Here is an 11,745-nt window from a genome sequence, read left to right as displayed (position 1 = left end):
TCGGCGAAGAGGAGGGCGGTGAGGGGGGTGTATTCGGCGGGTTTGAGGACGATCGTGTTCCCGGCGGCGAGGGCGGGGGCGACCTTCCAGGCGAGCATGAGGAGCGGGAAGTTCCAGGGGATGACGGCGCCGCAGACGCCGAGGGGCTGGAGGTCGGGGTGTTCGGAGGGCAGGAGCTGGGCGAGACCGGCGTGGTAGGAGAAATGGCGGGCGACGAGGGGGATGTCGATGTCGCGGGACTCGCGGATCGGCTTGCCGTTGTCGAGGGTTTCGAGCGTGGCGAGGAGGCGCGAGTGTTTCTGGGTGAGGCGGGCGAGGGCGTAGAGGTATTCGGCGCGCTTGAAGGCGGGGAGTTTGGCCCAATTGGGCTGCGCGCGGCGGGCGGCTGCGACGGCTTTCGCAATGTCGGCCTCGGTGCCCTGGGTGATTTCGGCAAGGGGTTTGCCGGTGGCGGGGTTGGAGGTCGTGAAGGTCTCGCCCGGCGTGGTGAAGCTGCCGTCGATGAAGTGGCCGAACTTCGCGTCGTGTTTGGCGATCCAGGCGAGGGCCTCGGCGGCGCTTTCGGGGGCGGGGCCGTAGGCCATGCTGTCGAAGATTTCCTTGATGGTCATGGGGGAAGGCTCCTCAACTGCGAGCGGGCGCGCCTTGGTGGGCGTGCGCCTCCGGCGGGGATATTTGGGCCAGTATGAAAGCGTGGACGGTGAGCATTCGTCAGCCCATCGCGTGGCGGTTGGCGGCGGAGTAGTTGCCGGTGAGGTAGTGTTCGAGCTGGCGTTCGATGTCGCCGAGGAGGGAGGAGGCGCCGAAGCGGAAGAGGTCGGGTTGCAGCCAGGGATGGCCGAGTTCGTCTTTCATCAGGGAAAGATAGACCAGCGCGTCCTTGGCCTTGGCGATGCCGCCTGCGGGTTTGTAGCCGACCTTGAAGCCGGTCCGGGCCTCGTAGTCGCGGATCGCGCGGATCATGGTGAGGGAGACGGGGAGGGTGGCGTTGACGGTTTCCTTGCCGGTGGAGGTCTTGATGAAATCTGCCCCGCCCATCATGCAGACGAGGGAGGCGCGGGCGACGTTGCGGAGCGTGCCGAGCTCTCCCGTGGCGAGGATCGCCTTGACGTGGGCCTCGCCGCAGGCTTCGCGCATATCGCGCATCTCGTCATAGAGCGCCTGCCAGTTCTGGGTGAGGACGTGGCGGCGGGAGATGACGATGTCGATTTCCTTTGCACCCGCCCTCACGCTTTCGCCGATCTCGGCGATGCGGAGCCGGTAAGGCGAAAGGCCCGCCGGGAAGCCGGTGGAGACGGCGGCGACGGGGACCTGCGTGCCTTCAAGCGCGCGGACGGCGGTTTCGACCATCTCGTGGTAGACGCAGACGGCGCCGGTGGTAAGCCCCTGCATCCCGAGCCTTTCCAGCATCCAGGGCGCGACGGGCTGGCGGGCCTTGGCGCAGAGGCGCAGGACGCGGCCTTCGGTGTCGTCGCCGGCGAGCGTGGTGAGGTCGATCAGCGACACGGCCTTGAGAAGCCAGGCGGCCTGATATTCCTTCTTCACGCTGCGGCGTCCGGGCAGGGTGGCGGCGCGGCGTTCGATGGCGGAGGTGTTGGCCTGGACGCTGGCGACCCAGTCGAGATCCAGCGCCATGCCGGGGTTGCGGGGATGCGTGACCTGGGGCAGGAGGCCGGTCTGCGGCGGTGACAGCGTGTTCATGGGCGTTCCCCGAAGGTGCCGGATGACTGGGACGATGCCATGCGGGGGGGATCGGGGCAAGGGCTTCAGCCTTGAAAGTTGACCGAATGGTCAATTTCTGACCGCCATCCGCGAGTGACAGGCGGGAAGGGCGGGGCGGGCGTGAAGTGGCCTGGCTATTTGCCGCGCGGTAGGGTGGCCCAGGCGGCGTCGGTCCCGGTCGGGGGCAGAACCTTCGGGTCCAGGCTGCGCAGGATGTGCGTCTTTGCCAGGAACAGTGCCGAAAGTGGCGCGGTCAGGAACAAGAACAGCGTCACGAGGATTTCATGCCAGCTGATGCCGGCGCCGATCAGCAGGAGGTGGAGAACGGAGGCCACCAGCGCGGCACCGACGCCGATCGTGGTGGCCTTGGTCGCCGGATGCAGCCGCTGCATCGGGTCCTTGAGCTTGAGAAGACCGAAGCTGCCGATCAGGCCGAAGGTTCCGCCGAGGACCAGCAGGGCCGCGACCAGGATTTCCAGAAGCACGGTCATTCGATGATGCTCCCGCGCAGGAGGTATTTGCAGAAGGACACGGTGGAAATGAAGCCGGTGAGCGCGAAGAGGAGGGCCGCCTCGTAGGTCAGGGCCGAGCCGGTCTTGAGCCCACCGAGGACGAGGAGCGCAATGGTGTTCACCGTCATGGTATCGACGGCGAGGATGCGGTCGGTGACGGTCGGGGCGGTAAAGAGGCGGATGAGATTCAGCACCAGGGCCACGCCGAAGCAGCCGAGCGCGTAGGTCAGGGCGGAGGCCAGGATCATTCGAAAATCCTTTTCAGGCGGGATTCGTAGCGCGTCTTGATCTCGTCCCGGATGGCGTCGGGATCGGGCGCGTGCAGCGAATGGACGAGAAGCGCGCGGCCGTCGGCCGAGACATCGGCGGTCAGCGTGCCGGGCGTCATGGTGATGGTCCCGGCCAGAAGGCTGATCGCCTCGGGCGAGGTGAGGTCGAGGGGCACGCTGATCCAGGCCGAGCGGATGCGGTCGTTCGGCAGGAACAGGATGATGCGGGCGACCTGGAAATTCGCCACGATCACGTCGCGCAGGACGAGGAGCGTGTAGGGGATCAGGCCGAGCGGGCGGCGGATCACCGGGCGGTAGGGCCACCAGCGGGCCGAGAGGAGCGGGATCAGGGTGGCGAGGATCAGTGACAGAACCAGGCTGCCGAGCGTCCAGTGATTGACAAGAAGGATCCAGAGCGCGGCGAGGGCCAGCGACAGGACAGGATGGGGAAAGAGGCGTTTCATGGCGCCGCCTCCAGCCGGTTGGCGTCGATGTAGGCTTGCGGTGCGAACAGGCTTTCGGCGGTGGTCGAGAGCCAGCCGGTGACGGGCCCGGCAAGGACGGTCAGCGCCACGAGCCCGGCGAGGAGCGCGAAGGTCGCGGCAATGGCCAGCGGTTCAGGGGCGGGTGCGGGCGGCGGGGGCTGGTCGCTTGCCTTCCAGAAGACAAGCGAGCCCGCGCGGGAGAGGCCGAGGACCATCACGAAGGAGGAGATGAGCACGGCGGGCCAGATCAGCGCGGCCTGATCGCGCCAGGCGTCGAGGATCAGGAGCTTGCCGATGAAGCCCGAGAGGGGCGGCAGTCCGGCAAGGGCAATGGCCGCGGCCAGGAACACGGCAGCGGTCAGGCCGGATTGCGCGACGGGGGCCGGCCTGTCGAGGTGCAGGTGCGCGCGGCGACGGGAGACGAGGTCGGACAGAAGGAAGAGGAGCGCGGTCGCGAGGGTGGAGTGGAGGAGGTAGTAGAGCGCGGCCGTGGTGGCGGTGGGGGTGAACTGGGCCAGGCCCAGGAAGACGGTGCCCATCGAGGCAATCCCGGCGAAGGCGGCGAGGCGCGGCAGGGTTCGCGCGCCAAGGGTGCCGACGGCGCCGAGGGCCAGCGTCACCAGGGCGGCGGGCAAAAGGAGGGTCGGCAGGATCAGCGCGGTGGCGGGAAGGTCGGGCGGGAAGACCAGCGTGGAAAAGCGCAAGGTGGCATAGGCGCCGACCTTGGTCATGATGGCGAAGAGTGCCGCAACCACGCCGGGCGCATTGGCATAGGTTCCGGGCAGCCAGAACTGCAGCGGCACCAGCGCGCCCTTGATCGCGAAGACCAGGAACAGCATCACGGCGGCGCTGCGCAGGAGGGCCGCATCGCCCTCGGGCAGGGCCGGCAGTTTCTGGGCAAGATCGGCCATGTTGAGCGTGCCGGTGGTGGCGTAGATCAGGCCGAGGGCGAAGAGGAAAAGGGCGGAGCCCATCAGGTTGAAGGCGACATATTGCAGCCCGGCGCGGGTGCGCGCCTCGCCTCCGCCATGGACCATCAGGCCATAGGAGGCGATGAGCAGAACTTCGAAGAAGACGAAGAGGTTGAAGGCATCGCCGGTGAGGAAGGCGCCGCCGATCCCCATCAGGAGGAACATCAGGAGCGGATGGAAATGCGCGCCTTTCCTGTCCCAGCCGGAGCCGATGGCGTAGAGCACGACCGGCAGGGCCAGCCCGGCGAGGAGCGCCAGCATCAGCGCGGAGAGCCGGTCGAGGACGAGGACGATGCCGAACGGGGCAGGCCAGTCGCCGAGGAAATAGGCCTGCGGGCCGCCCGTGGTGGCAGCGGCAAGAAGGGCGAGCGCGATGCCGTTCAGGGCGAGGATCGCGGCCAGGCTGACAAGCCGTTGCGCGGCAAGGCGGGCGCGGAAGGCGATGACCATCAGCGCGGCGGCGAGGGCGGGCAGGACGACGGGGGCGATGATCCAGTGGCTCATGCGGCGGCCCCCGGACTGCGGACGGTTTTCGAATTGCAGGCTGGCGCGCAAACCTCTTGTCTCGGCGCTGCGCGTGAAGGGCGCGCGGGACCCCGGACGTTCGCCTCCGGCGGGGAAATCCGGGCAGAAGTGAAAGGCATCGGCCGGGTCACGTCGGTTCCTCGTCGTCGCGGTCAAGGTCGACGCGGTCATGTCCGGCCTGCAGGTAGCCGCCCACGGCCATGATCATGATCACTGCTGTCATGCCGAAGGAGATGACGATGGCGGTCAGGACCAGGGCCTGCGGCAGGGGGTCGGTGTAGCGTTCGGCGGTGCCGATGATCGGGGCTGCGTTCAGCGCAAGGCGCCCGGAGGCGAAGAGGAAAAGGTTGACCGCATAGCTGAGGAAGGTAAGGCCGAGGATCACCGGGAAGGTCCTGAGCCGCAGCATCAGGTAGATGCCGACCGCGGCGAGGACGCCGATGATGGTGGCGAGGAGGGCTTCCATCAGCGGGCCTCCTCAAGGTCATGGGCGGCGACATTCGGGCGCTCGCCGGTCTTCAGCGCCAGTCGCGAGAGCGAAGCCAGCGCCAGGAGAACGGCGCCGAGGACGCAGAGGAACACGCCGAGGTCGAAGATCGCCGCAGTGGCGAGCTCGAATTCATCCAGCGGGGGCAGGTGGAGATAGGTGTAGCCCGAGGTCAGGAAGGGCAGGCCGAAGGCCCAGGCACCAACCCCGGCAAGGGCGGCGACGAACACCCCCCAGCCGATCAGGACATGCTGGTCGAAGCGCTGGCGGGCGTGGCTCCAGTCATAGCCCGAGGCGAGGTATTGCAGGAGATAGGCGATGGCGAAGACGAGCCCCGCGACGAAGCCGCCGCCCGGCAGGTTGTGGCCGCGCAGGAAAATGTAGACGCCGACCATCATCGCCATGGGCAGGAGAAGGCGGGTGCCGACGACGAACATCACCGGATGACGGTCGCCGGATTCGACGGTGCGGGGCAGGCGGGCCAGGCGGCGCGAGACGGCGGCATTGCGCAGGAGTGTTTCGGACAGGGCAAAGATGATCAGCGCGGCGATGCCAAGGACGATGATTTCCCCGAAGGTGTCATAGCCGCGGAAGTCGACGATGATGGTGTTGACCGCGTTGGTGCCGCCCGCGCCCGACTTCGACTGGGCAAGATGGAAGGCGGAGATCGAAGGGAAGGCGGGGGCGCGGGTCAGCATGGCATAGGCGAGGCTGCCGAGGCCGAGACCGGCGAGGGCCGCGATGCCCGCGTCGCGCAGGCGCCGGGGAACGGCGCTTTCGGCCGGAGTGTCCTTCGGCAGGAAGTTCAGGGCAAGGAGCATGAGAAGGACGGTCACGACCTCGACCCCGACCTGGGTCAGGGCCAGGTCGGGGGCGGAGAAGAGTGCGAAGAGGGGCGCGATCAGGAGGCCGACCACCCCGGTCAGGATCAGCGCGATCAGCCGGTTGCGGTGGAGGAAGGGCGTGGCCAGCGCGGCGAGGAGCAGCACCGCGCCAAGGGCCAGCGTCACGAAGTCGGGCGCAAGGATCGCTCGGCTGCCGGGCTGATACGGTGCGGCGAAGAAGGCATAGGCCGTGGCGGCGAGGATGGCTGCGAGGCCGATGGCAAGGCTGCGGCTGAAGCTGCCGTTGTGCAGGGCGGAGGTCAGCTTGCGGGCATCGGCGGCAAGGGGCTCGATCAGGCCGTCGTAGAGGCGCTTTGCCTCGGGACGCGGGGTGGCGTCCCAGAGCCTGCGCAGGCGAGGGTAGGTGCCCAGGACAACGAGCCCGCCGCCGATGGCCGCAAGCGACATCCAGAGCGCGGGGGCGGCCAGCCCGTGCCAGTGGCTGAGATGGAGAAGAATAGCGGTTCCGGTGGTGGCGGTGGCGGCGGCGTCCACGATCCAGCCGCTCATCAGGTTCGGGAAGAGCCCGATGAGCACGACCAGCGCGGCGAGCACTGCCGGGGCGGCCCAGAGGCCGGGGGCCGGGTCATGCGGCGCGCGGGGATAGTCGCTGCGCAGCGGGCCGAGGAAACCGTGGGCGAGGAAGCGGAAGGAATAGGCGACTGACAGGAGCGCACCGATCGTGGCGGCAAGCCCGACCAGCCAGGGGGTCGGCCAGGCCACATGCACTGCTTCCCCGAGCATCATCTCTTTTGAAAGGAAGCCGTTCAGCGGCGGAATGCCCGCCATCGACAGCGAGGCGATGGCGGCGATGGCGAAGGTCACGGGCATCAGGCGGCGCAGGCCGCCGAGGCGGGAAAGGTCGCGGGTGTGCGTTTCATGGTCGACGATGCCCGCGGTCAGGAAGAGCGCTGCCTTGAAGCTCGCATGGTTGACGATGTGGAAGATGGCCACCGCGGCTGCCTCGGGGGTGCCGAAGCCGAGGAGCATGGTGATCAGGCCCAGATGGCTGACCGTGGAATAGGCGAGCAGTGCCTTCAGATCATCCTTGAAAAGCGCGATCTTGGCCCCGAGCAGCATGGTGAAAAGGCCGGTGAAGCTGACGATCACGAACCATTCGAAGGTGCCCGACAGCACCGGCCACATCCGGGCCATCAGGAAGATTCCGGCCTTCACCATGGTGGCGGAATGCAGGTAGGCCGAGACCGGTGTGGGGGCGGCCATGGCATGCGGCAGCCAGAAGTGAAACGGGAACTGCGCCGATTTGGTGAAGGCGCCCGCCAGGATCAGGATCAGCGCGGGGAGGTAAAGGGGCGAGGCCTGGATCGCGGTCTTCTGCGTCAGGATCACGCTCAGGTCGTAGCTTCCGGCGATCTGCCCCAGGATCAGCATCCCGGCGATCATCGCGAGCCCGCCGCCGCCGGTGACGGCCAGCGCCATCCGCGCGCCCCGGCGGCCTTCGGGCAGGTGCTTCCAGTAGCCGATCAGGAGGAAGGAGGAGAGCGAGGTCAGCTCCCAGAAGACGAGGAGCAGGAGGATGTTGTCAGAGAGGACGATCCCCAGCATCGCGCCCTGGAAAAGCAGGAGATAGCTGTAGAACTGGCCCATCGGGTCGGAGGTCGCGAGGTAGAAGCGGGCGTAGAGGATGATGAGGAGCCCGATGCCAAGGATGAGGCCCGCGAAAAGGAGGCCGAGGCCGTCAAGCATGAAATTGGCGTTGAGGCCGAGGGCAGGCAGCCAGTCGATCCGGGTCTGGACCACCTCGCCCCGCAGGACGGCCGGAGCAAGCGAGGCCAGGAGGAGGAGCGCCACCAGCGTGACGGCGCCGGTCGAGACGGCGCAGGCGGTGCGGCCCATGCGGATCGTCAGGCCGGGAAGCAGCGCGCCAAGGAAAGGAAGGGCCGCGATCAGGGCAAGGGACATTCAGGCGGCTTCCTCGTCGTGGCCTGCGTTCTGGGCGCAGGATTGGCGTCGCGGCGGGTTTTGTCCAATTTGGCAGTTTTGCGCCGCAGTTCAACCCGGAAGCGGGGAATTTGCCGTGCTTTCCGCGGCGACAGGGTCGGATGAGGGCTGTCAGTCCCGGCAACCGGCGCGAGGCCCGGGGGAGGGATGGCACCATTGGACGAATAGCCCCAGCCGTCCGGGGCAAGTCCGGCGCAGGCTATCCTGAAGCGTCCGGATTGGCGGCGGCAGGGGTTGGCGCCCTGCCGCCGGAAGGTGTCAGACCGGCTCGGCCACGCCCTCGGGCACTTTCGCGCCGGTCATGAAGGCAACGGCGTCCGACATCGAATAGTCCTTCGGGTTGATGACGGCGAGCCTGCGGCCAAGCCGGTGGATGTGGATGCGGTCGGCGACCTCGAACACATGCGGCATGTTGTGGCTGATCAGGATGATCGGGATGCCGCGGGCGCGGACGTCACGGATCAGTTCCAGCACCCGGCGGCTTTCCTTGACGCCGAGCGCCGCGGTCGGTTCGTCCAGGATCACCACCTTCGAGCCGAAGGCCGCCGCCCGTGCGACCGCGACACCCTGGCGCTGGCCGCCCGAGAGCGTCTCGACCGGCTGGGTGATGTCCTGGATCGTCATCAGCCCCAGTTCGTTCAGCTTGTCTCGGGCGAACTTCTGCATCCGCGCATGGTCCATCTTGCGGAAGACCGAGCCCATGATACCGGGAGCCCGCCATTCGCGGCCAAGGAACATGTTGTCGGAAATCGACAGGGCGGGCGACATGGCGAGGTTCTGGTAGACCGTCTCGATCCCCAGCGCCCGGGCATCGTCCGGGCTGCGGAAGTGGACCGGCTGGCCGTCCAGCAGGATCTCGCCATGGTCGGGGACGACCGCCCCCGACAGCGCCTTGATCAGGGTCGACTTCCCCGCGCCGTTGTCGCCGATGACGGCGAGGATCTCGCCCGGCATCAGTTCGAAGTCGCAGCCGTTCATCGCGACCACGGTGCCGTAGCGCTTCATCAGGCCCTTTGCCTGAAGGATGGGTGTCACGGTCATTGCGAAGCCCTCCGCAGCCATTGGTCAAGCGCCACGGCGATGATCACAAGGCATCCCGCCGCGAATTTCTGCCAGTAGTCGTCGACCCCCGCGAGCGACAGGCCGGTGATGAAGACCTGGACGATCAGCGCCCCCAGAACCGAACCGATGATCGATCCGCGCCCGCCGAAGAGCGACGTCCCGCCGATCACCACGGCGGTGATCGAGGCCAGGTTCACTGTGTCGAACGCGATGGGAGAAACGGACCCCACGCGGCCAATGGCAATCCAGGCGGTGAAGCCGCAGATGATGCCCGCGACCGTGTAGACCGAAACGAGTGTCCGGTTGACGTGGATACCGGAGAGCAGAGCGGCATCGGGGTCATCGCCGATGGCATGGACATGGCGGCCCCAGGCTGTGTGGTTCAGCACATACCACAGAATTGCAGCCAGCAGGATCAGGGTGAGTCCTCCGAAGCTGAGCGAGGCGCCTCCGACGTTGATGCCTTTGCCGAACACCAGCAGGGCAGGAGCGTTCGCCTCGATATCCACGTTCCGGATCGATTCAGACTGCGAGTACCAAAGCTTGAGCGACTCGAAGATTGACAGCGTTCCGAGCGTCACGATGAACGGCGGCAGGCGCATCATGGTGACCAGGAGGCCGTTGACGAGGCCCATCAGCCCGCCGAAGAAGATCCCGATGAGCACCGCAATGAGCGCGGGAACGCCGACGACGACGGCAAGATTGCCCATGATCAGGGACGAAAGCACAAGGATCGCGCCGACGGACAGGTCGATGCCTGCGGTCAGGATCACCAGCGTCTGCGCAAGTGCGATAAAGCCGGTGACCGTCATCTGCTTCAGCACGGTCGACAGCGCCCCCATTCCGAGGAAGCGCGAATTGACCAGTCCGAAGGCCAGGACCGACAGCACCAGCACCAGGGCCGGGATCATCGTTGGGTTGCGGCGCATGAAGTTGCGCAGTTTGTGGATGAAGGTCTTGTCGTCCTTCTCGAAGCTGGCCACGGCGGTGTCCGCCTTGTTCAGGGTCGCTTCGAAATCGGAAATGGTCTTGGTGGGTGCGTCGTCACTCATCTTCAGTCTTCCCCCCGGATGACGCCGATGACCGTTCGGGCATCGCCTAAGAAGAAGGGCGACTGTAAAGCCGCCCTTCCACTAATCAAGCATTCGTTAGGGGCAGATCAGCCCCAGCAGAGTTCGGTGCCCTTGGTCGAGTCGATCGACTCGACGCCTTCGACCGGTTTGTCGGTCACGAGGTTCACGCCGGTGTTGAAGAAGGACAGGCCTTCGGTCACGGTCGGCTTGGTGCCGTCCTTGGCGAAAGCGGCAATCGCCTCGATCCCGAGCGAGGCCATCTTCAGCGGGTACTGCTGCGAGGTCGCGCCGATGGTCCCGGCCTTGACCGAAGCCACGCCCGGGCAGCCGCCGTCAACCGAGACGATGATCGCCTGGCTTTCCTTGCCCGCAGCCTTCAGCGCCTGGTAGGCGCCTTCGGCGGCAGGTTCGTTGATCGTGTAGACGACGTTGATGTCCGGGTCCTTCGCCAGCAGCGTTTCCATCGCGGTCTGGCCGCCCGCCGGGTTGGCGTCCGAGGATTCATGGCCGATGACGCGGGGGTCGGTTTCCGACGCCAGAACCTTGCCGTCGGGCACTTCGATGCCGAAGCCGGTCAGGAAGCCGGTGTCGCGCAGCACGTCGACCGAGATGTTGTCCTTGTTGATGTCCAGCATCGCGATCTTGGCATTGGCAACGCCGTCTGCCCCCAAGGTCGCGGCGGCCCATTTGCCGATCAGCAGGCCCGCTTCGAAGTTGTCAGTGGCGAAGGTGATGTCCTGCGCTTCGGCGTCGCCAAGCGGCGTGTCGAGCGAGATCACCAGGATGCCGGCAGCGCGGGCGTCCTTGAGGGCCGGGCCGACCGAGTCGTTCGAGGGCGTGATCAGGATGCCCTTGGCGCCGGCGGCGACGCAGTTTTCGATCGCGGTGATCTGCGGGGCGGCGTCGCCGTCCTTTTCCCCGGCATAGGCCTGGAAGTCGAGGCCGGCGGCGGTGGCGGCAGCTTCGGCGCCTTCCTTCATCTTGACGAAGAACGGGTTGGTGTTGTTCTTGGTGATCAGGCAGGCCAGGTCGGCCGCCGAGGCCATTCCCGAGATCAGCGCAAGCGCGCCCGCGCCCAGAAGGGCTTTCGTGGTGACTTTCATAGGTCTTCCTCCCAAGGGTGGGGCATTGATGCCCCCCGGTTCAGCAATCTCTGCACAGGTCCCCCGGACGCTGCGCCGTGGGGAAGAAAATCTGATTCCCTCCCTTGCGTCAAGATAAATAAATTACTCTGATTTATTATTGACAGCGGTCCGCTCCCCCGCCAGTCTGCATGGTGGCAGGCAGGGTTTCGCCCGTCCGCCATCGCGTCCCGCGCACCCGGAAGGAGGGGGAGGTCCGTCATGCTTATCGGTATTCCGCCCCTCCTCGGTCCCGAGTTTCTGGCGACGCTGCGGTCAATGGGCCATGGCGACGAGATCGCCATCGTCGACGGCAACTATCCGGCGGCCGACCATGCGCGGCGGCTGCTGCGGGCGGACGGGCACGGGATCCTGTCGGTGGTCGAGGCGGTGCTGACGGTCATGCCGCTGGATCGCGCGGTTCCGGCGGCCTTGTTTCGGGCCAGCCTGAACAACGATCCGGCGCAGCAGGGCGAGATTCACCGCGCCATCGACGCGCTTTGCGCCCGGATGGCGCCGGGCCTGCCGGTCGTTGCCCTTTCCGGCGAGGCGCTTTATCCCCGCATCCGGGCCGCGCATGCCATTGTCGCCACCAGCGAGATGGCGCTTTTCGCCAATGTGATCCTCCGCAAGGGGGTGATCGGTTCCTCGGGCTGAAGGGAGCCGACACCG

At 66.7% G+C, this 11,745-nt stretch carries 12 protein-coding genes; 1 reads left to right on the top strand and 11 read right to left on the bottom strand.

What is annotated here, in order from left to right:
- From JNL31_RS07020 to JNL31_RS06970, 11 genes are all read right to left on the bottom strand, one after another.
- Positions 1-611 (bottom strand): aldehyde dehydrogenase family protein (locus tag JNL31_RS07020; protein ID WP_294971544.1); only part of this gene is annotated, 611 nt, incomplete at its 3' end.
- A 100-nt stretch (positions 612-711) separates the two neighbouring features.
- Positions 712-1,701, bottom strand: coding sequence for a deoxyribose-phosphate aldolase (gene deoC / locus JNL31_RS07015; RefSeq protein WP_294971542.1), 990 nt, complete (start codon positions 1,699-1,701; stop codon positions 712-714).
- A 155-nt stretch (positions 1,702-1,856) separates the two neighbouring features.
- Positions 1,857-2,213: a Na+/H+ antiporter subunit G gene (locus tag JNL31_RS07010; RefSeq protein WP_294971539.1), complete on the bottom strand. Its 357-nt coding sequence runs from the start codon at positions 2,211-2,213 to the stop codon at positions 1,857-1,859.
- Positions 2,210-2,479, bottom strand: coding sequence for a K+/H+ antiporter subunit F (locus JNL31_RS07005; protein WP_294971547.1), 270 nt, complete (start codon positions 2,477-2,479; stop codon positions 2,210-2,212). Before JNL31_RS07005 ends, JNL31_RS07010 begins: the two co-directional genes overlap by 4 nt.
- Complete coding sequence (locus tag JNL31_RS07000) at positions 2,479-2,967, bottom strand: Na+/H+ antiporter subunit E (RefSeq protein WP_294971538.1); 489 nt, start codon at positions 2,965-2,967, stop codon at positions 2,479-2,481. Before JNL31_RS07000 ends, JNL31_RS07005 begins: the two co-directional genes overlap by 1 nt.
- Positions 2,964-4,463, bottom strand: coding sequence for a monovalent cation/H+ antiporter subunit D (locus JNL31_RS06995; protein WP_294971535.1), 1,500 nt, complete (start codon positions 4,461-4,463; stop codon positions 2,964-2,966). Before JNL31_RS06995 ends, JNL31_RS07000 begins: the two co-directional genes overlap by 4 nt.
- 148 nt (positions 4,464-4,611) lie before the next feature.
- Positions 4,612-4,950, bottom strand: a complete 339-nt coding sequence (locus JNL31_RS06990) for a Na+/H+ antiporter subunit C (protein ID WP_294971532.1) — start codon at positions 4,948-4,950, stop codon at positions 4,612-4,614.
- Positions 4,950-7,778 carry a monovalent cation/H+ antiporter subunit A gene (locus JNL31_RS06985; RefSeq protein WP_294971530.1) on the bottom strand — a complete coding sequence of 943 codons (2,829 nt, stop codon included), beginning with the start codon at positions 7,776-7,778 and terminating at the stop codon, positions 4,950-4,952. Before JNL31_RS06985 ends, JNL31_RS06990 begins: the two co-directional genes overlap by 1 nt.
- A 297-nt stretch (positions 7,779-8,075) precedes the next feature.
- Positions 8,076-8,858 (bottom strand): ATP-binding cassette domain-containing protein, encoded by a 783-nt coding sequence (locus tag JNL31_RS06980; protein ID WP_294971528.1) that lies wholly within the window; start codon positions 8,856-8,858, stop codon positions 8,076-8,078.
- Positions 8,855-9,931 carry an ABC transporter permease gene (locus tag JNL31_RS06975; RefSeq protein ID WP_294971526.1) on the bottom strand — a complete coding sequence of 359 codons (1,077 nt, stop codon included), beginning with the start codon at positions 9,929-9,931 and terminating at the stop codon, positions 8,855-8,857. Before JNL31_RS06975 ends, JNL31_RS06980 begins: the two co-directional genes overlap by 4 nt.
- Before the next feature lie 107 nt (positions 9,932-10,038).
- On the bottom strand, positions 10,039-11,055 hold the full coding sequence (locus JNL31_RS06970; protein WP_294971525.1) for a substrate-binding domain-containing protein: 1,017 nt from the start codon (positions 11,053-11,055) through the stop codon (positions 10,039-10,041).
- Positions 11,056-11,295: 240 nt separating this feature from the next.
- Between JNL31_RS06970 and JNL31_RS06965 the strand changes: the two genes are divergently transcribed.
- Complete coding sequence (locus JNL31_RS06965; RefSeq protein WP_294971522.1) at positions 11,296-11,730, top strand: RbsD/FucU domain-containing protein; 435 nt, start codon at positions 11,296-11,298, stop codon at positions 11,728-11,730.
- The last annotated feature ends 15 nt before the right edge of the window (positions 11,731-11,745 follow it).

Origin of the sequence: Tabrizicola sp. (assembly GCF_016792905.1) — a bacterium.
In the GTDB taxonomy this organism is placed as follows: Bacteria; Pseudomonadota; Alphaproteobacteria; order Rhodobacterales; family Rhodobacteraceae; genus Tabrizicola.
The sequence above is the reverse complement of the archived record's forward strand: the minus strand, read 5'-3'. Positions and strand labels throughout refer to the sequence as shown.

Bases quoted from the DNA above. Each gene is read 5' to 3' on its own strand.
- deoC (WP_294971542.1), bottom strand. From the start codon at position 1,701: ATGAACACGCTGTCACCGCCGCAGACCGGCCTCCTGCCCCAGGTCACG.
- JNL31_RS06980 (WP_294971528.1), bottom strand. From the start codon at position 8,858: ATGACCGTGACACCCATCCTTCAGGCAAAGGGCCTGATGAAGCGCTAC.
- JNL31_RS06995 (WP_294971535.1), bottom strand. From the start codon at position 4,463: ATGAGCCACTGGATCATCGCCCCCGTCGTCCTGCCCGCCCTCGCCGCC.
- JNL31_RS07010 (WP_294971539.1), bottom strand. From the start codon at position 2,213: ATGACCGTGCTTCTGGAAATCCTGGTCGCGGCCCTGCTGGTCCTCGGC.
- JNL31_RS06985 (WP_294971530.1), bottom strand. From the start codon at position 7,778: ATGTCCCTTGCCCTGATCGCGGCCCTTCCTTTCCTTGGCGCGCTGCTT.
- JNL31_RS06970 (WP_294971525.1), bottom strand. From the start codon at position 11,055: ATGAAAGTCACCACGAAAGCCCTTCTGGGCGCGGGCGCGCTTGCGCTG.
- JNL31_RS06990 (WP_294971532.1), bottom strand. From the start codon at position 4,950: ATGGAAGCCCTCCTCGCCACCATCATCGGCGTCCTCGCCGCGGTCGGC.
- JNL31_RS06975 (WP_294971526.1), bottom strand. From the start codon at position 9,931: ATGAGTGACGACGCACCCACCAAGACCATTTCCGATTTCGAAGCGACC.
- JNL31_RS06965 (WP_294971522.1), top strand. From the start codon at position 11,296: ATGCTTATCGGTATTCCGCCCCTCCTCGGTCCCGAGTTTCTGGCGACG.
- JNL31_RS07000 (WP_294971538.1), bottom strand. From the start codon at position 2,967: ATGAAACGCCTCTTTCCCCATCCTGTCCTGTCGCTGGCCCTCGCCGCG.